Origin of the sequence: Mobilicoccus massiliensis, from assembly GCF_000826525.2 — a bacterium.
Lineage (GTDB): Bacteria > Actinomycetota > Actinomycetes > Actinomycetales > Dermatophilaceae > Mobilicoccus > Mobilicoccus massiliensis.
Genome location: NZ_LN651327.1, coordinates 87,298 through 105,914, shown reverse-complemented (window position 1 = coordinate 105,914; position 18,617 = coordinate 87,298). Strand labels below are relative to the sequence as shown.

The 18,617-nt window shown below is 70.5% G+C and carries 18 protein-coding genes; 10 read left to right on the top strand and 8 right to left on the bottom strand.

All coding sequences use genetic code 11. The annotated features are described in order from the left end of the window. The first annotated feature begins 55 nt into the window (after nt 1-55). Complete coding sequence (locus BN1197_RS04975; RefSeq protein WP_040156869.1) at nt 56-1,426, top strand: NAD-dependent succinate-semialdehyde dehydrogenase; 1,371 nt, start codon at nt 56-58, stop codon at nt 1,424-1,426. A gap of 85 nt (nt 1,427-1,511) precedes the next feature. Here BN1197_RS04975 and BN1197_RS04970 read toward each other — a convergent pair whose 3' ends face one another. Then, the gene (locus BN1197_RS04970; protein ID WP_040156868.1) at nt 1,512-2,081 is read right to left on the bottom strand and encodes a TIGR03086 family metal-binding protein; all 570 of its coding nucleotides are present in this window, start codon (nt 2,079-2,081) and stop codon (nt 1,512-1,514) included. A gap of 203 nt (nt 2,082-2,284) precedes the next feature. Here BN1197_RS04970 and BN1197_RS04965 point away from each other — a divergent pair, with 203 nt between their 5' ends. Then, nucleotides 2,285-3,112 carry a helix-turn-helix domain-containing protein gene (locus BN1197_RS04965; RefSeq protein WP_141397220.1) on the top strand — a complete coding sequence of 276 codons (828 nt, stop codon included), beginning with the start codon at nt 2,285-2,287 and terminating at the stop codon, nt 3,110-3,112. A 21-nt stretch (nt 3,113-3,133) separates the two neighbouring features. On the opposite strand, the gene BN1197_RS04960 is transcribed toward BN1197_RS04965, so the two are convergent. Next, complete coding sequence (locus BN1197_RS04960) at nt 3,134-4,549, bottom strand: L-lactate permease (protein WP_052466033.1); 1,416 nt, start codon at nt 4,547-4,549, stop codon at nt 3,134-3,136. Nucleotides 4,550-4,747: 198 nt separating this feature from the next. Beyond that, on the bottom strand, nt 4,748-6,139 hold the full coding sequence (locus tag BN1197_RS04955; RefSeq protein ID WP_141397219.1) for a peptidase associated/transthyretin-like domain-containing protein: 1,392 nt from the start codon (nt 6,137-6,139) through the stop codon (nt 4,748-4,750). A gap of 319 nt (nt 6,140-6,458) precedes the next feature. On the opposite strand from BN1197_RS04955, the gene BN1197_RS04950 reads away from it, so the two are divergent. Further along, on the top strand, nt 6,459-7,007 hold the full coding sequence (locus BN1197_RS04950; RefSeq protein WP_040157203.1) for a mycothiol transferase: 549 nt from the start codon (nt 6,459-6,461) through the stop codon (nt 7,005-7,007). A gap of 144 nt (nt 7,008-7,151) precedes the next feature. Here BN1197_RS04950 and BN1197_RS04945 read toward each other — a convergent pair whose 3' ends face one another. Continuing rightward, nucleotides 7,152-7,517 (bottom strand): VOC family protein, encoded by a 366-nt coding sequence (locus tag BN1197_RS04945; RefSeq protein WP_040156865.1) that lies wholly within the window; start codon nt 7,515-7,517, stop codon nt 7,152-7,154. Between the two features lie 218 nt (nt 7,518-7,735). On the opposite strand from BN1197_RS04945, the gene BN1197_RS04940 reads away from it, so the two are divergent. From BN1197_RS04940 to BN1197_RS04930, 3 genes are read left to right on the top strand one after another with little or no spacing between them, the layout of a single operon-like run. Continuing rightward, nucleotides 7,736-8,839 (top strand): hypothetical protein, encoded by a 1,104-nt coding sequence (locus BN1197_RS04940; protein ID WP_040156864.1) that lies wholly within the window; start codon nt 7,736-7,738, stop codon nt 8,837-8,839. Nucleotides 8,840-8,850: 11 nt separating this feature from the next. After that, complete coding sequence (locus tag BN1197_RS04935) at nt 8,851-10,524, top strand: vWA domain-containing protein (protein WP_052466032.1); 1,674 nt, start codon at nt 8,851-8,853, stop codon at nt 10,522-10,524. Further along, nucleotides 10,511-11,245: a hypothetical protein gene (locus BN1197_RS04930; RefSeq protein ID WP_052466031.1), complete on the top strand. Its 735-nt coding sequence runs from the start codon at nt 10,511-10,513 to the stop codon at nt 11,243-11,245. The genes BN1197_RS04935 and BN1197_RS04930 overlap by 14 nt, the downstream gene beginning before the upstream one ends. A gap of 16 nt (nt 11,246-11,261) precedes the next feature. Here the strand turns inward: BN1197_RS04930 and BN1197_RS04925 are convergent, their stop codons facing one another. Beyond that, a complete protein-coding gene (locus BN1197_RS04925; RefSeq protein WP_040156863.1) occupies nt 11,262-11,735 on the bottom strand; it encodes a MarR family winged helix-turn-helix transcriptional regulator in 474 nt (157 codons plus the stop codon). 121 nt (nt 11,736-11,856) lie between these two features. Then, a complete protein-coding gene (locus BN1197_RS04920; protein WP_040156860.1) occupies nt 11,857-12,618 on the bottom strand; it encodes a hypothetical protein in 762 nt (253 codons plus the stop codon). 150 nt (nt 12,619-12,768) lie between these two features. Between BN1197_RS04920 and BN1197_RS04915 the strand changes: the two genes are divergently transcribed. Then, nucleotides 12,769-13,896: a polyprenyl synthetase family protein gene (locus BN1197_RS04915; RefSeq protein WP_052466030.1), complete on the top strand. Its 1,128-nt coding sequence runs from the start codon at nt 12,769-12,771 to the stop codon at nt 13,894-13,896. Nucleotides 13,897-13,900: 4 nt separating this feature from the next. Here BN1197_RS04915 and BN1197_RS04910 read toward each other — a convergent pair whose 3' ends face one another. After that, entirely contained in the window at nt 13,901-14,296 is a 396-nt protein-coding gene (locus tag BN1197_RS04910; protein WP_040156857.1) for a DUF2237 family protein, read from the bottom strand. 133 nt (nt 14,297-14,429) lie between these two features. On the opposite strand from BN1197_RS04910, the gene BN1197_RS04905 reads away from it, so the two are divergent. After that, nucleotides 14,430-15,515 carry an ArsO family NAD(P)H-dependent flavin-containing monooxygenase gene (locus tag BN1197_RS04905; protein WP_040156855.1) on the top strand — a complete coding sequence of 362 codons (1,086 nt, stop codon included), beginning with the start codon at nt 14,430-14,432 and terminating at the stop codon, nt 15,513-15,515. 162 nt (nt 15,516-15,677) lie between these two features. On the opposite strand, the gene BN1197_RS04900 is transcribed toward BN1197_RS04905, so the two are convergent. After that, the gene (locus BN1197_RS04900; RefSeq protein ID WP_141397218.1) at nt 15,678-16,376 is read right to left on the bottom strand and encodes a MerR family transcriptional regulator; all 699 of its coding nucleotides are present in this window, start codon (nt 16,374-16,376) and stop codon (nt 15,678-15,680) included. A 240-nt stretch (nt 16,377-16,616) separates the two neighbouring features. Here BN1197_RS04900 and BN1197_RS04895 point away from each other — a divergent pair, with 240 nt between their 5' ends. Continuing rightward, nucleotides 16,617-18,113 (top strand): DNA-3-methyladenine glycosylase 2, encoded by a 1,497-nt coding sequence (locus BN1197_RS04895; RefSeq protein WP_040156853.1) that lies wholly within the window; start codon nt 16,617-16,619, stop codon nt 18,111-18,113. Then, entirely contained in the window at nt 18,110-18,616 is a 507-nt protein-coding gene (locus BN1197_RS04890; RefSeq protein WP_040156852.1) for a methylated-DNA--[protein]-cysteine S-methyltransferase, read from the top strand. The genes BN1197_RS04895 and BN1197_RS04890 overlap by 4 nt, the downstream gene beginning before the upstream one ends. Nucleotide 18,617 lies beyond the last annotated feature (1 nt).

Genomic DNA, 18,617 nt, shown 5'->3' with positions numbered 1-18,617 from the left:
TGTGCCTACGGTGGCGACGAATCGTCTTGGAAGCACGAGGGAGAAGGAGTTCACCGTGAGCGAATACCGCACCGAGAACCCGGCCACCGGCGAGATCGTCGAGGAGTTCGAGAGTCTCGACGACGCCGGCGTGAAGGCCGCGATCGACCGGGCCGCGGACGCCTTCGACACGTGGCGCACCACCGACCCGAAGGAGCGCGCGGCGGTGCTCGCGCGGGTCGCCGACATCTACGACGAGCGTGCCCAGGAGCTGGCGGAGATCATCGCCCGCGAGATGGGCAAGCCCGTCAAGCAGGGGCTCGGCGAGGTCGGCCTCGTGTCGAGCATCTATCGCTACTACGCCGAGCACGGCGTGGCCGCGCTCACCGAAGAGGTCCTCAACGTCCCCGGTCAGGGCACCTCACTCGTCGTGCGCGATGCGGTGGGGGTGTTGCTCGGGATCATGCCGTGGAACTTTCCGTACTACCAGGTGGCGCGCTTCGCGGCTCCCAACCTCATGCTCGGCAACACGATCCTGCTCAAGCACGCTGCGATCTGCGCGAAGTCGGCGCAGGTCATGGAGGAGATCTTCACTCAGGCGGGTCTGGTCGAGGGCGCCTACGTCAACGTGTACCTCTCCAACGAGCAGGCCGCCGACGTCATCGCCGATCCGAGGGTGCAGGGCGTCTCGCTCACCGGCAGCGAGCGCGCCGGGGCGGCGGTGGCCGAGGCCGCGGGCCGCAACCTCAAGAAGTGCGTGCTCGAACTCGGCGGCTCCGACGCGATGATCGTCCTCGACGTCGCCGACATGGAGAAGATGGTCAAGACGGCGGCGTTCGCACGTCTGGCGAACGCCGGGCAGGCGTGCAACTCGCCCAAGCGCATGCTCGTCGTCGAAGACCTCTACGACGACTTCGTCGCCGGGCTCACGGCGGCGTTCGAGAACACGAAGCCGGGGGACCCGCTGGCCGACGGCACGCGCATGGGTCCGATGTCGTCGGCGGGGGCGTTGGAGACGCTGCTCGAGCAGGTCGAGGACGCGAAGAAGAAGGGCGTGACCGTGCGCACCGGCGGCGATCGGGTCGACGGGCCGGGCGCGTTCATGCAGCCCACGGTGCTCACCGACGTCACGCCGGAGATGCGTGCGTACACCGAAGAGTTGTTCGGCCCGGTGGCGATGGTCTACAAGGTCTCCTCCGCGGAGGACGCCATCGCCTTCGCCAACGCGAGCGCCTTCGGCCTCTCCGGGTCGGTGTGGACCCAGGACGCGGATCTCGGTCGCTCCGTCGCCGATCGCCTCGACGTCGGCATGGCGTACGTCAACGAGCACGGCACGACGCTGCCCGAGCTTCCGTTCGGTGGCGTCAAGCGCTCCGGTTACGGCCGTGAACTCGCCCAGTTCGGCATGGACGAGTTCGCCAACAAGAAGCTCATTCGCCAGGTCTGACGCGCCCTCGGTCGCCGGTCTCCGCGCTCGGGCAGGCGGTTCCACTCGATTGCACGAGGTGGAACCGCCTGTCCGAGCGTTCGTTTCAGGCCGACCAGGCCGGGTCGCGACCGGAGAGCGCGACGAGACGGTCGATCGCCGGAGCGTCGTCGCCGATCTCGACGCGCGGGCCGAACGACTTGCCCTCGCCCTGGAAGTCCTCGGTGAGCATGTTCGGGGCGAACGCCAAGGAGGCCTCGATTCCGTCCTCCGCCGGGGACCACGGCCGGCCCGTCGCGCGGGCGAGGTCCCAGCCGTGCATCTGGTACTCCCACAGGATCATCGACAGCGCCATGTCGCCCGGCATCCCCGCCTCGCCGATGTACAGCGGTCGTGACGTGGCCTCCGGCAGCACCTGCTCCAGTCGACGGGCGAGTTCACGCACCTGGTCGCCGCCCCGGCCTTCGACGGTCACGGATTCGGGATCCGAGCAGAGTCCGTCGCTGCTCGTGTAGCCGTCGGTGAACGCGGAGAGCCAGCTGATGGCGTGCTGCCGGAGCGCAGCGACGTCCCACTCCGAGCAGGGCGTGGGGTCGTCGTCCTGCGAGGTGTCGATGTCGTCGAGGAGGTCGGCGAGGTCGAGGAGCACAGCGTGAAGCTGTCGATCGGTCGTCATGGCCGTGACGATACGAACGCTCGGCGTCGACGGGATTGAAGATTCGCGACACGTGCTCGGTCTAGGGTCGATGTGTGACCGCCCGACCCGCGACGGTGCCCGCCGAGAGCACCGGAGTCACCCCAGGCTCGCAAGACACGGTGAACGGCGACGGTCTTCGCGATCACCCGACGCGCCCTGTCGACCACGACACTCGCGGGATCATGGCGCCGCGCCGCATGCCGGAGTTCGCCACGTTGAGCCGGTTCGAGGCGCAGGTCGAGCTCGCGGGGCTGGTCGACTGGTTCTGGTGCGTCGAATGGGATCTGCCGAGCGGCGTGGTGCACCGGCAACGTGTGCTCACCCAGCCGGGGGTCAACGTCAGCGTCGGCACCTCCCCTCCCCCGGGCGACGATCCGCCGCCGGGGCCATGGCCGCTCACGGTGATGGTCGACGGAGTGGCGACGCGGATGACGACCCGCGCGCTGTCGGGCCGCGGCTTCAACCTCGCGGCGAAGTCGACGACGGGCGGGTTCGGCGCCTGGATCGACGACGTCTCCGCCCTCACCGACACCACCTTGCCCGCGGCGGGAATCATCCCGTTGGGCGACACCCTCGCGCGCGACATCGCGGACGCCGCACGCACGAGCCTCTCCGCCGCCGTCGACGTCCTCGCCAGCGGGCTGCTCGGTGCCCTGCACGATCGGCCGGAGGAGCGCATCGCCACGGCCCGGGAGGTCGCACGCATCGCGCGGGTCGCGGAGACCGATCGCACGATCCGTCGCGTCGCCGATCTCGCGGCGCTGGCCGGAAGCACCCCGCGCACGCTGCAGCGCTTGTTCGCGCGGTACGCCGGGGTGTCGCCGACGTGGGTGATCCGCCGGTTCCGGTTGCTCGAGGCGGCCGAGTTCGTGCGTGACGGGGAGCACGTCGAGTGGTCGGCCGTGGCCGCGGACCTCGGCTACTCCGACCAGGCCCACCTCGTGCGCGACTTCACCGCGAACATCGGGACGTCGCCGGCCGCCTACGCCCGCGCACAACGCCCCGACTGACGTCGCTTCCGAGACGACCGGTCAGAGCCGGGCGAGGGCGACGAGCGACAGGCCGATCGCGATGACGACGTCGACGGCGAGGACGACGAGCATGATGCGGCGTCGGTCGAGCTGCTCGCCCGCGAGGCGGACGGCCATCTCGATGCGCGAGGGCGCGGCCATCGTCCACGCGGCGGCCGCGCTGTTGGTGAGCGCGAGGAATGTGAGGACCGAGACGCCGAGCCCGCGCGCCGCCTCGGCCTGGGCCACGGCGAACATCGAGTTCGCGCCGGTGTTGGAGCCGGTGACGAACCCGCCGAGCGCACCGATCCACGGCCCGACGACGAGGTAGGCCGGGCCGAGCGTCGCGACGGCCGCGGCGAGCGCCCCCGCCATCCCGGTCGCCGCCATGACGACGCCGAGCAGCAGGAACGCTCCCGTCGGAACACCCACCCCGAGCCACGTGCGCGCAGCCTCCCCGACGACTCCACGCACCTGCCCCGGCTCGAACGGCAACACGAGAACCGCGACCAGGCACGTGAGCGGCAGCCACAACCCCGGCGAGCGCAGCCAGGAGGCGAGCCCGTCCGTGGCGCCGAGGGCGAGGCTCATCACGAGCAGACCGGCGACGAGCGTGGCGTACGGCGTGAGTGCGCGGACCAGACCCACATCACCGGCGAGGTCGTCGGTGCGCGGTAACCGGCGTCCGGTCGCGAGCCCGAGGCCGACGTGAGCAGCGATGACGGCCACGCTGCCGATGACTCCGGCCAGCGGCGTTCCCACCAGCACGTTCGCCGCCCACACCGCACCCCAGAGCGCGAGCCCCGAGAGGCTCCCGCCGATGACCTCGACCGGTCGCGCGCGCCCGAAGGCGACGACGACCGCGGCCACCCCCGACACGACGAACACGACCCCGTTGACGATGGCGGTCTCGACGCCGAACTGCGTGAGGTCGAGACCGCCCATGCGAGCCGCGACGAGCGTGCCCGGCCCGAGCGATCCCCACGGCACGACGACGAGGCCGAGCAGCGCGATGATCGCGGCGCGCATCGGCGAGACCCCGAGGGCGAGCAGGAGCGGCACCCCGACCATGACCCCGACCCCGAACCCCGTGACCGACTCCGCGAACGGCACCGCGCCGTGCACGACGAGGAGGATCGCGGCCACACGGCCCGCGGCGAGTTCGGCGAGGTGACCGGCGAGCACGCGCTGCCCGCCGGACGCCTCGAGCAGACGCGAGAGCAGGATGCCGCCGGCAAGGATGAGGAGCACCTCGAGCAGCGTCGGCAACCATCCGCCGACGACCGCGAGCAGGTCGGCGGCAGGCATGGGGAACGCGAGCGGTGTGAGGGCGAACGCGGCGGCGAGGCCGAGCAGCGACGATCGCAGGGAGGAGACGCCGAGGGCCAGTGCGACGCAGGCGAGGAGGATCGGTGCCGCCGCCGCGAGCGTCGTCATAGGGGCTCCTTCATGGTCGACGTCTGCGACACGAGGCGGGTGGGTGCCGCGGCGTCAGGGATTCGGTCAGCGGCTCAGTCTGCCTCGCGGATGCCAGAGACCGACGGTTGCCGAGCAAGGTGCGGCATGACCGGTGGTCAGCACGTCGGAGACCATGCCGTCAGGCAGGCGCGGTGGCACCCGAGTCCTGGCTGGCCCTCACCGGCCCTGTTCCGTGCGTTCAACTCGTCGCAGGCCGATGTCGATGGTCTGCGTCGAGTCTTCGGACAGGGTGGGCAGGACATCGGGCGCCTCCAGGTCGACGTGGATGGGTGCCCGCGGGTCGAGCAGCAGCACGCGTCGGTATTCGCTGTGGTGATCGGGCGCTCGTACTCCGATGTGGATCCAGGTGCGTGCGTCGTCGAGGTCGGGGTCTGCTCCGGGGCGATTCAGCCAGGTGATCAGCCTCCAGACCCCGTCCTGGTCGACCCGAGTCCAACCGCGATTCTCCATCTCCCACGGCGCGTCGGTGCGTTCGTCGAACGTGCCGTCCGGGCGGCACCGCCAGGCGTCGATCCTGGCCTGGACGGGTGCGCCGGTGGCGCCGTCGGTGACCCGCACACACAGCCGCAGATCGATGTGCGGGGCGTGGCCACCGGCGCTCATCTGGTCCAGCACCGCCAGCACGGGGGAATCGTCGAGGTGGTGCGGCCATCCCGGCGCGGGGTCGACATCGCCGAGGTCCTCCATCAGCGACGCGCTGCCCGTGCGGTGCCATTCCTCGGCGGTCAGAGGCTCGGGCATGGGCTCGAACGTCGCGGGGTCCGGCTCGGGTCGCTCACACGGTACGGCCTCGGGCCGGCCCGGCAGGACGGCGATGTGCCGGATCGGATCGTAATAGAGCAACCCCAGGGCCTGGGCCTGTCGGCGGACGACGGTGAAGATCGTCTCCCAGCGCCGTAGCCCCCCGGTGTCGTGCAGCCGTAGATAAAGCGCGGTGCCGTGGACGTAGGAGAGCAGCGACGTCTGTTCGGCGGTGTAGGACTCGTCGGGGACTCCGAGGCGGTCGCGGATCGCGTCGACCAGGGCGAGGATGCGCTCGTCGGGCTCGGCGTCCGGCCCGCCGTCCAACCACTTCCGCCGGCACCACTCGTCATAGATCTCGTACGCGGGCCGCGCGTCGGCGGGTTCGGACGAGACGAAGACCTCGATCTGGTCGAACGGGCCGTACGGCCCCTCAGACGGTGGCTGCCCATCGACCGGTGAGTCGTGCCTGGGCAGCCACGCCACCATCCCGAGCGGGTCGTACACCATCAGCTGAAGGTCGGCCGAGACCTCCCGCACTACCGTGTGGATCCGCTCCGCAAGATTCTCATCCGCGCGAATGGAGAGGTACGCGTTGCCTTGGGCGACGGCGTTCTCCAGCGCATCGTGGGAGTCGAGCCACAGGCGATCGTCGAGGCCCACACGTTCGCGGACCTCTTCAACGAAGGCCCGCATCACGGACGTGGCCGAATCGTCCGCGGGGCGAGGGTCGTCATGGCTCGCGTAGGCGTCATAGACCGACTGCCCAGGCTGCGGCAGCGGGCCCACATACAGCTCCAACGGCATGACTTGCTCATTCCTGCTCGGAGGACGAGGCACGCGGTGCACCATCGTGCGGCCTCGTGGGCCGGGTGCGACCGGGACGTCGTGTCTCCTCCACGCTAAGGCGGCGGCATCACTGACGGTGCGCAGGAGGCGTTGAGCCTTGTGAGGTTCACAAATGCAGGCCGCGTCCTCGGCGGGGCTCGCTGGTGTTCAGTTCGGCCAGGGGACGGCATGCGAACTCGACCTCCCGCGGCCCTGCGCGGAACGTCTTCGAGGTCGGCACGAGCGTGTCCGCGCCGTCCGGGTGGTGAGGATCGTCGCGAGCGTCGAGACTGGCGCCATGGCTACCGACGACACCCAGCCCGCCACGCTCGCCCACGATCTGCTCGTCGACGGGTTCGAGCGCGTCCACGAGGAGTTTCCGCAGGTCGTCGAGCGGTTGTCGGTCGCGGAGCTGTGCTGGCGGCCGGACGCCGACGCGAACTCCGTCGGCTGGCTGCTCTGGCACCTCACGCGGGTGCAGGACGACCACATGGCCGGGCTCGCAGGGGCCCTCGGCGACCCCTGTGATCAGGTGTGGAGCCGGTGGCGCGACCAGTTCGACCTGCCCTACGACCCCGACGACATCGGTTACGGGCAGACCAGCGAGCAGGTCGGCGCCTTCACCGTCAAGTCCCCGGCTCAGCTCACCAAGTACCACGAGGGGGTCCACGAACTCACCCTCGAGGTCCTCGGGCGGTTGAAGGCCGAGGACTACACCCGCGTCGTCGACGAGAACTTCGACCCGCCGGTCACGGCGGCCGCCCGCCTGGTCTCCGTGCTCAACGACATCACCGCCCACATCGGCCAGGCCGCCTACGTCAAGGGAATGCTGCTGCGGACGCACTGAGCTGCACGATCGACGCGGGCCCGTCTCGCCGACCTGTCACCGCCGGTCAAGACCTGCCCCGGGCTCGCGACCCAACGACGTCGGCGAGCGCACGATGAAGGGGCGGGACGTGGTCCGGATCAACGAGCGGCCGGGGGAACGCGGTCAGCGTGGCCGGACGACGCAGAATCGGTTGCCCTCGGTGTCGGCGAGGACGACGAAGTCGGCGTCGTCGGGGTAATCGGGCCAGTCGACGCGTTCGCCGCCGAGCTCGCAGGCACGGCGCGCGGCGTCCTCCTGCGCTTCCGCGGAGTCGACCGCGAAGTCGAGATGGACGCGCGGTCGATCCCGGGCAGGGGTCGTGCTGTGCATGAGGCCGACGCGTAGGCCGTCACCGTCGGCAGGGACGAGGGTGCACCAGCGCGCCGTTCGGCCGGCGTCGATCGGGCGGTAGTCGAGGAACGCACTCCAGAACGCGATGGCCCGGTCGAGGTCGTCGACGCCGAGGACCGGATTCTGGAATCTCACCACGCGATGGACTGTACGGGACGGTCGCCGTGGACGGGCACGCCTCGGGCGGGCGCATCGGAGGCCATCGCCGACGCCGGTCCTTTCGAGGGGTGGGGCGACCAGAGCCGCCTCGATCCGGCCCCTGACCTGCTGCATCGTCGCCGAACGTTCACCTGAGATCGCCCCCGGTGGCCGAATGGCGGACATATCCTGACCCCACTCGACCAAGGGGGGCGTGGATGAAAAAGGGCGTCGGGATCGCGCTGGTGCTCCTGCTCGCAGTCGCGGTCGTGGGTGCGATCGTCTGGGGCGGCAGGCTGGGCCGAGGGGGCGACGACGGTGCCACCCAGGGGGAACAGCTGACGACGCTCACCGGTGTGGTGGGCTCGGAGAAGGAGCCGTTCTTCCGCGACCAGCGAGTCAAGGACGCCCTGGCCGCCCACGGCCTCCAGGTGCAGGTCACGCCCGTCGGCTCCCGCGACATCGCGAACCTGCCCGACCTCGCGCGGTACGACTTCGCCTTTCCCTCGTCGGCGCCCGCCGCCGACCGCATCCGACGCACGGGCAAAGCGGCCGGGGTGTACGCCCCGTTCTTCTCCCCGCTCGCCATCGCGACCTACCGGCCCATCGTCGACGTCCTCGCCAAGCAGGGCATCGCCACGAAGAGCGGCGAGCACTGGATGTTCGACATGGACAAGTACTACGCGCTCGCCGCCAAGAAGACCCGCTGGGATCAACTCCCGGGCAACACGGCGTACAAGGCGCGCAAGAACGTGCTCGTCACCACCACCGACGTGCGCCGCTCGAACTCCGCGGCGATGTACCTCTCACTGACCAGCTACGTCGCCAACGGCGGCAACGTCGTCTCCGACACCAAGCAGGTGCAGACGGTCGTCCCCAAACTCGCGCCGCTGTTCCTCGACCAGGGCTACGTCGGCGGGTCGAGTGAAGGGCCGTTCGAGGACTACCTCGCCGCCGGCATGGGCAAGACGCCGATGGTGATGATCTACGAGTCGCAGTTCCTCGGCCGGCAGATGAGCAAGGACGGATCGATCACCGGCGACATGGTGCTCATGTACCCGACACCCGACGTCCTCAGCAAGCACACCCTCGTCGCGTTCAAGGACGGCGGCAGCCGGCTCGGTGAGCTGCTCGGGACCGATCCCACGCTCGTGCGCCTCGCCGCACAACACGGCTTCCGCCCGAACCAGCGCCAGGTGTTCACGCAGGCCGTCACCGAGGCCGGCATCACTCCGCCGCCGGATCTCGTCGACGTCGTCGAACCGCCGACGTTCGAGGTGCTCGAACAACTCATCGTCGGCATCGAGAAGCTCTACGGCTGAGGGGGACTCGCATGACCACCACGACCGTCGCGAACGTCCCGAGTGGGATCGCCCGTCGACGCCTCCACGGAATCCTCGCCGCGTCGATCGCCCTCGTCCTCCTGCTCGCCGGATGTACGGGCGGCAACGACGGCACGAGCGAAGGCGGGCCCGATCCCAACGCCCCGACCACCCTGCGGGTCCTCGCCGGCTCGGAGGTGCGGGACATGGAGCCGGTGCTCGAGGAGGCCCGCAAGGCCACGGGCATCGCGGTGACGTTCGGTTACACCGGCACCCTCGAGGGCGCGGAACAGGTCGCGAACGGCTCGGCCGGGGGGTCCTACGACGCGACGTGGTTCTCCTCCAACCGTTACCTGGGGCTACTCCCCAAGGGCAACCAGGCCCTGACCACGTCGACCAAGGTCATGGCCTCACCCGTCGTCCTCGGCCTGCGCACCGAGAGCGCGAAGAAGCTGGGATGGGACACCAAGGCACCCACCTGGGCGCAGATCGGCGCGGCGGCGAAGGCCGGCCGGTTCACCTACGGCATGACCAACCCCGCGTCGAGCAACAGTGGGTTCTCCGCGCTCGTCGGCGTCGCCACGGCTCTGGCCGGCAGCGGCAACGCCATCGACCCCGCGCAGGTCAAGACGGTGACGCCACAGCTCACGAGCTTCTTCTCCGGGCAGAAACTCACCTCGGGTTCCTCCGGCTGGCTCGCCGACCGGTGGGTCGAACAGGTGAAGAACGGCGCCTCCGCCGGCGTGGACGGGATCATCAACTACGAGTCGGTACTGCTCGACCTCAAGGCGCGCAACGAGGTGCCCGGTGGCATCACGCTCGTGTACCCCTCCGACGGCGTCGTCTCGGCCGACTACCCGCTCTCGCTACTCGCGAGCGCCTCCCCCGAGAAACGGGACTCCTACACCAAACTCGCCGACTGGCTCCGCACCCCTGAGGCACAGAAGCTCATCATGGAGCGCACTCACCGCCGCCCCGTCGTGCCCGGGGTGCCGCTCTCGGGCGAGTTCGGGCAGACGATGCTCGTCGAGCTCCCCTTCCCCGCCCAGCGCGCCGCGGCCGACGGGCTCATCACGGCCTACCTCGACGAGGCGGCCCGCCCGAGCCAGACGATCTACGTCATCGACACCTCCGGTTCGATGTCGGGAGACCGCCTCCAACAGCTCAAACAGGCGTTCGCCACGCTCTCGGGCAAGGACGTCACCAAGGCCGAGGGGTTCACACGGTTCCGCAACCGCGAACGGGTGACGATCATCCCGTTCAGCGGCACGCCGCAGCCCGCGCAACAGTACGAGGTCCCCAAGGGCGACCCGCGCCCCGTCCTCGACCAGATCAACACCTCGGTCGACGAGCTCGCCGCGAACGGCGGCACCGCCATCTACGACAGCCTGGCGACCGCCTACGCCCAGGCCCAGCAGGAGGTCGCCGCCCGCCCCGAGGCGTTCACGAGCATCGTGCTCATGACCGACGGGGAGAAGACCGAGGGACGCTCGCTGGAGTCGTTCGTCGACGACTACCGCGCGTTGCCCGAGCAGGTGCGGGCCGTGCCGACGTTCACGGTGCTGTTCGGCGACTCCGACGACTCCGAGATGCAGACCATCGCGCAGACCACCGGCGGCAAGGTGTTCGACGCCCGCACGTCGTCGCTCGATTCGGTGTTCAAGGAGATCCGTGGCTACCAGTAGGCCGTGGTGGCAGCGTGCCGGCGCCTACCTCGGGTCCAACCGGAACATCGTCGGCTCCGTCGCGGGCCTCGCCGCCCTCGGGGCCACCGTGCCGACGGGCGTGGCGGGGCCGTTGTGGCCCGTCGTCGTCGGTGGGGTGTACGGCATCGCGGCGCTGGTCACCCCGCGCGACAAGGTGCAGCTCGTCGACTCCGGGTACACCGCGGCGCTCGCCAGGGCCGAGAATCTGCGCGCCGACCTCGACCGTCTCGGCGAGCGAGTCCGCAGGCACGAGCGGCGGCTGCCCGACGACGTGCTCGCCGCGTACGACCGCGTCGAGGCGAGCCTGCGCGAGATCCTCGCTCGCGCGGAGGAACTCGCCACCTCCCCCGACCACCTGTTCGTCGTCGGCCGCACGATCAACGACTACCTGCCGACATCGCTGGAGACCTACGCCAACCTGCCGCGCAGCTTCGCCCTCGGTCACCGTGGCGACAACCAGCGCACCGCCCACGAGGAACTGCTGAGTCAGTTGGCGCTGCTCGAGCGGGAGCTCGGCGAGATCGCGACCGCCGTGTACGCCGGTGACGTCGCGCGTCTCAACGCCCAGGGCCGGTTTCTCGAGGACAAGTTCGCCGACTCCTCCCTCGACCTCGGCGGGCTGCCGACACCGCCGCAGGACACGGTGCGCCGCCAGGACCCGCCGCAAGACCCGGATCGGCTCGCACCACCGAGCCCCTGACGAGACCGGCCGACGCTCAGGCCCCGGAGGGCGCGGCCTCGTCGATACGCGTGGCGAGCCTGGTGAGGATGCGGTCGAGTGCCTCGAGCTCCTCGGCCGGGAGGTCCTCGAAGAAGAGGCAGTGAATGAGCCGGGCGTGCCCGGGGGCCGCCTGCGTGATGCGCTCACGACCCTCGTCGGTGAGCACCGCGAAGGCTCCGCGGCCGTCGTGCTCGCACTCCTCGCGACGCACGAGCCCACGCTTCTGCATGCGGGTGAGCTGGTGAGAGAGCCTGCTGCGCTCCCACTGCAACGTGTCGGCGAGCTCGGCGATGCGGTAACGCTCGCCGGGGGCCTCGCTGAGCTGGACGAGGACGGAGAAATCGGCCGACGACAGGTTGGAGTCGGCCTGCAGCTGCGCGCTGATCGCCCCCGGCAGACGGCTCGTGACGTGAAGCCAACGGCGCCAGACGTGTTGGCTGGGCTCGTCCAGCCATGGCGATTCGGTCATTGACCCAGTATGACAGTGATGCGTCATCTAGTCACCCGACTGGGACACAAGCCCAGGACGGGCGTACGCGTGGAAGGCGGGGGGGGGGGGGGGGGGGGGTGGATCGCACCCGGCCGGGCGTTCAGGCGGCCCGGGTCGTATCGGCGGCCGAGTTCGACGTCGTGCTCGTCGTCGAGTTCGTGCTCGGCACGTCGGTCGGACTCGTGCCGGTCGAGGGAACCGTGGCCGGAGCGTTCGGTGCGGCGCCCGAGTCGCCTCGCGGGCCATCCGGCCGGCCGGTGTGCACCTCGATCGTCTTCAGGTCGGCGCTGACCCGCGCCATCGCCCGCTCGCCGCCCTTGGCGCCCATGACGAGGTAGGTGCCCTGGTCGTCCTTGCGCACGTCCTCGGGGGTGAAGGTCGAGTCCTTCGCCTGGAGCGCGGCGACGACCTTCGTCTTCTCGGCCCCCGTGACCTCCGTGAGGTTCATCGGGCCGTGCCCGCCACGCCCCTCGCGCCCTCCATGTCCTCCCGGGCCGACACCCTCACGGACCTCGATCGTGGCGAGATCCTTGCTCACCTCGACCATGACCCGCTCGCCCGATTTCGTGCCCATGACGTCGTAGGAGCCGTCGGCGTCCTTCATCACCCTCTCGACGGTGACGGCCGAGTCCTTCTTCGTCACGGCCTGGGTGACCTTGGTCGCCTCTGCGCCGGTGACCTGGGTGTGGGCGTGACCGCCGGGTCCGCACTCACGGCCGTCCTGCTGGGCGGCCGTGGCGGTCGCGGTGCTCGACTCTCCCGTCGAGGTGTCGGCCGAGGCGAGGGTGGCTCCCGCGAACGCGAGGGATCCGGTACTCACGAGCGCCGCAGCGGCCGTGACGAGCGTGTTCCTGCTGACCATGACGTGGCCCTTCTCTGTGGTGTGTCGTGCTGACCACTTCACGTTCGGGCCCGAACCTGTCAGGAGGTTATGAACGCCGTAGGGCCGACCCGTGGATCGCCCCGAAACCGCTCGACGTGCGCACACGGCTGAAACGCCTAGGCTTCTGGCATGACGAGCACCGCCGGAGGACACGACCTCCGCAGTGCTCTCGCCTCGTCCTCCCCGCACGCGGCCGACACGATGCTCGGCCACGTCGACGCGGTGATCGCGGAGCTCCTCGCCGATGTGCGTTCCCAATGGCGCGCGGCCCTCGCGGGCGCGGTCGACGACATCCTCGGCGACGACGATCTACCGACCCGGCTCGACGGCGTCCTGCGCTCGGGCGGCAAACGCCTACGACCGCTCATGTGTCACTGGGGATACGAGTGCTCCGGCGACGACAGCCCGGCCGGTCGTGACGCCGCCGTCCGCGTCGGTGCCGCACTCGAACTGCTCCACGCGTTCGCGCTGATCCACGACGACGTCATGGACGAGTCCGACACGCGTCGCGGCAGGCCTTCCGCGCATCACGCGGCGACGCTCTCCCACCGCCGCGCGGGCGCGCAGGGGTCACCGGAGCGGTACGGGGAGTCGATGGCAATCCTGCTGGGAGACCTCGCGCACACGGCGGCCGACGCGCTCGTCGCGGAGCTCGGTCCGCGCATCCGACGCCGGTGGTTCGAGCTGCAGATCGAGCTCATCGCCGGGCAACGGGAGGATCTGTCGGGTGCAGCGACCGACGCCGGCGGGCTCGCGCGAGCGCAGCGCATCGCGAGGATCAAGTCGGGTGCCTACACGGTGACCCGCCCGTTGCAGCTCGGTGCGATCGCCGGCGACGCTGGGCCGGCCGTCCTCGACGTGCTCGAACGCTTCGGCCACGAGCTCGGCGGGGTGTTCGCCGCGCGCGACGACATCCTCGGTGTGTGGGGTGATCCGGCCGAGACCGGCAAGCCCAGCGGTGACGACCTGCGACAACGCAAACCGACGACCCTGTGGGTGGACGCTTCGGCCCGCCTCGACCGGCGTGGGCGCGCCCTGCTCGACCGGGTCGGTACGCCGCGGGAACGACCCGGCGACGTCGCCGCGCTGCAGGACGCGATGGTCTCCGCCGGCGTCCTGGAACGCTCGGAACGCACGATCGCCGACGGCGTCGACCGCGCGATCACCGTGCTCATGCAGTCACAGCACCTGCTCGCGCCCGCCGGCGTCACCGGCCTGGTCGCCATGACGCGCTCCATCGCCTGGCGCGCGTCGTGACTCCTCAGACGAGGCCGCCCAGATCGTCGGGCACGTCGACGGCGTAGCCGCGCAGGATCTCCATCGGCACGATCTCGAGCGTGCGCTCGTGGGTGGCGGCGAGCACGACCGGGGCGGCCGCGCCGTCGTGGTGGGCCTGCAGCCAGCGCGCCGCGACGACGCACCACCGGTCGCCGGGGGCGAGGCCCGGGAACTGCCATTCCGGGCGCGGAGTCACGAGATCGTTGCCCACCGACCGCTGATGGGCGAGGAACTCCTCGGTCATCACCGCGCACACCGTGTGACTGCCCAGATCCTGCGGTCCCGTGTGGCAGCACCCGTCGCGATAGAACCCGGTGACCGGGTCGGTGCCGCACTCCTGCAGTTCTCCGCCGTGGACGTTGCGCTCTGCGTCGGCCATGTCCTGACCGTATCGGGTCGACGATCCCGGTCGAGGCCGTCCGGATGATGCACGGCGTGGATCGGGCGCCGGGACCGTGGGAACGACGCGCGATCGCATTCCCCGCGACCGGTGTGAGTGACAGGATGGGGCGATGGACGTCGTCGTCGTCGGTGGTGGTCAGGCTGGGCTCGCGACCGCGTTCTACCTGCGCCGGGCCGGGCTCACCTACGTGGTGCTCGACGAACACCGGGTGCCCGGCGGCGCGTGGCACCACGCCTGGTCCTCGATGCGTCTGTTCTCCCCCGCCGAGTACTCCTCGCTGCCGGGCTGGCGCATGCCGCCGAGCACCGGCGGCAATCCCGACGCCGACCACGTCGTCGACTACCTCGCCGAATACGAACGCCGCTACGAGATCCCCGTCGAACGGCCCGTCGCCGTGCACTCGGTGAGCCGGGTGGCGGGCGGGTTCCTCGTCGAGGGCATGAACCAGCGCACCGGTGAGCACGTCACGCACCGCGCCGGCGCGGTCGTCAGCGCCACCGGCACGTGGTCGCGTCCCTTCGTCCCGGCCTACCCCGGCCGCGCGAGCTTTCTCGGGCGACAGTGCCACAGTTCGCACTACACCTCCCCGTCCTCGTACGAGGGGCATCGCGTCATGGTCGTCGGCGGCGCGAACTCCGGTGCGCAGATCGCCGCCGATCTCGCGCCCGTGGCCGAGGTCTGCTGGTGCACACTCGACGAGCTCGCGTTCCTGCCCGACGAGGTCGACGGCCGAGAGCTGTTCCGCATCGCCTCCGCACGAGTGCGGGGGGACGAGGGCGCGGGTGGTGTCGCGGGGCTCGGCGACATCGTCGTCGTGCCGCCGGTGCGCGATGCCCGTGACGCCGGGCTGCTCGTGCGGCACGAGATGCCCGAGCGCTTCACCCGGGCCGGAGCGGTGTGGGCCGACGGCACGACCCTCGAGTTCGACGACATCCTCTGGTGCACGGGATTCCGGCCGGCGCTGCGCCACCTCGACGGGCTCGACCTGCCACGCGAAGGAGCGCACGTCGCCACCGACGGCCCCCGCGTCGTGAGCGAACCGGGGCTCTACCTCGTCGGTTACGGCGACTGGACGGGAGCCGCGTCGGCCACCCTCATCGGCGTCGGGCAGTGGGCCCGTGCGGCGGTCGACGACATCGTCGCCCACCTCGACCACGGCGCCGTCTCAGATCGCGGAGACACGGCGCGACCCTGACCTCCGCCGCTGTGGGGGCTCGACGGTGTGACTTTCGCCGATGAATGGCAGGTTCCCTTGCGACGCTCCGTCGCAATCTCTGAGCTGGTTGCCGATCCCCTTAACGGAACGTCGGTCAGCTCAGTCAGCGCCTCATCGCTTGTTAATTCGCGCGGCACCGCATCACCCCTGCGAGAGCTGGATACGGTTACCGCTCGGATCGTCCACCACCGAAGATCGCGGCTTCCATTCGAAGTCTGTCGGGGGCGCGACCTGCGTGGCGCCGTGCTCGAGCGCGCGCGTGTGGCGCATGTCCACGGCGTCGACCAAAAGCCCGAACGCTGACGGCGTCACGCTGTCGAACGGGTTCTCGACCGTGAGCAGGAAGAATGAATCGGTCTGCCATGCTCCGAGCACGAAAGAGGAGATCTCGGGGCTGAACTCGAGCCCGAACACTTCGGTGTAGAAGCGGATCGACTCGTCGAGGTCGCGGGTTGCCAAGATCACCTGCACGACCCGGGCGCCGACCGGTGGGGGCACCGGCACGCCCCGGTCGACATACGCCGCTGACGTGGTCAACATGCGCTCCAGCGCGTCGGCGCGCTCGGCCAGCCGACGCCGGTGTCGATGCAGTACGGCCTGGGTGTGTTCCGAGTCGTCTGCCTGCAACACCGCGCGAACCTCGTCGACCGGCAGGTCGACACCTCGCAGGTGGCATATCAGACGAGCGTGGCGGAGTTGGTCCGGGCGATAACGGCGATACGAGGTCCGTGGGTCCACCGAGGCCGGCTTGAGGACATCGACCTCGTCGTAATACCGGAGGGCATCGACCGACAGTCCAGAGGCGGTCGCGAACTTGCCGATCTCCATCAAGTCATCCACGACCCCATCCTCGACTCTCGGGTCACCCGAGACTCAATGCTCACCCATGCTGCGTACCGACCGACTCGCCTCACCCGACCTGACGGCATGCCGGGCCGACACCCTGGTCATCGGAATCACCTGACCCTGGCCCGCCACGGAGGGTCCGAAGAACCCCCGCCGTTTCAACGTGGAAGTCGCACGACGGCGATGTCGCATTCCTGCCAGACGGGTCTCGGGTCAGCGGTGATACTCGAACGCATGACGATCACCCACCTCGACCGCGACGGTTGTCTGCGCGCGGTCGCCGGACGCGACACGCGGTTCGACGGCTGGTTCGTCACCGCCGTGCGCACGACGGGGATCTACTGCCGCCCGAGCTGCCCGGCGATGACGCCGCGGGCCTCGAACGTCGACTTCTACCCCACCGCGGCAGCCGCGCAACGGGCCGGGTTTCGCGCGTGCAAGCGCTGCCGGCCCGACGCGAGCCCGGGTTCGCCGGAGTGGGACGTGCGCGCCGACGTCGTCGCGCGCGCCATGCGGCTCATCGCCGACGGGGTCGTCGACCGCGAGGGCGTGCCGGGCCTGGCCGCCCGGCTCGGGTACAGCGTCCGGCAGATCGAGCGGACCCTGCGCGCGGAACTCGGTGCCGGGCCCCTCGCGATCGTCCGGGCGGGCCGCGCGCAGACGGCGCGGACGCTCATCGAGTCGACGGCGATGCCGCTCGCCGACGTCGCGTTCGCCGCCGGGTTCGCCAGCGTCCGCAGCTTCAACGACACGATGCGGCAGGTCTACGCGGCGACCCCCCGCGATCTGCGGTTGCGCTCGCGACACCCGGGCACAGGGATCGCGGCGGGGAGCCTCTCCGTGCGGCTGCCCTTCCGCCGCCCGTTCCACCCGGACGACCTCTTCGGCCACCTCGTCGAGACCGCGGTGCCCGGCGTCGAGGAGTGGCGAGGCGGTGCTTACCGGCGCACGCTCGACCTGCCCGGCGGGCCGGGCATCGTCACGCTGCGCCCCCGGGTGGATCATGTGGCCGCAGATCTTCGACTCACCGACCTACGCGACGCGGGCGCGGCCGTGGCCCGGTGCCGCCGGCTGCTCGACCTCGACGCCGACCCCGTCGCGATCGACACCGCCCTGTCGGCCGACCCCGTGCTCGCGCGGCTCGTCGCCCGTGCTCCCGGCCGTCGCGTTCCACGAACCCCCGATCCGGCCGAACTCGCGCTGCGCGTCGTCCTCGGGCAACAGGTCTCGACCGCCGCGGCCCGCACGCTCGCCGGCCGTCTCGTCACGAGTCTCGGTGTGGCCGTGGACGATCTGAACGGGGGCCTGACTCACCTGTTCCCGTCGGCCGAGGCCGTCGCCGGCCTCGGTGACGACGACCCCACCGCCTGCCTGGCCATGCCCGCCCGGCGACGTGACACCCTCCTCCGACTGGCCGAGGCCCTCGCCACCGGAGATCTCGATCTCGGCCCGGGCGCCGACCGCGACCGTGCCCGCGCGCACCTCACCGCGCTGCCCGGGCTGGGCCCGTGGTCGGTGGACACCATCGCGATGCGTGCCCTCGGGGATCCCGACGTCTTCGTCGCCGGTGATCTCGGAGTCCGCCGCGCCGCTGCCACACTCGACCTACCGACCACGCCCGCCGCCCTCACCACCCGCGCCGGAGCGTGGCGGCCCTGGCGCTCCTACGCCGTCCTCCACCTGTGGGGATGCCTCGACCACCCGATCACCCGCATGCCGGAGGAACCATGAAGGCCCCCGCCCCCACCCGCGTCCACACCACCGTCGACAGCCCCATCGGCGAACTCACCCTCGTCTCCGACGGCACCCACCTCGTCGGCGTCTACATGACCGAACACCGGCACCGCCCGGACCAGACGACGTTCGGCGAACGTGACGACGACGCCACACCGTTCGCCGCGGCCCGCACCCAGCTCGGCGAGTACTTCGCAGGCGAGAGAACGGAGTTCGACCTGCCGCTCGCCCCCGTCGGCACCGAGTTCCAGCGCCGCGTCTGGGAGATGTTGGCGACGATCCCGTACGGCGAGACGTGGAGCTATGGCCGGCTCGCCGAACGGATCGGCAATCCCCGGGCCTCCCGCGCGGTCGGCCTGGCCAACGGGCGCAACCCTCTCAGCATCGTCGTGCCGTGCCACCGCGTCGTCGGCGCGAACGGGGCGATGACCGGTTACGGCGGCGGCCTCGAACGCAAACAGACCCTCCTCGATCTGGAACGCCGCCGCACCCACCACTGAG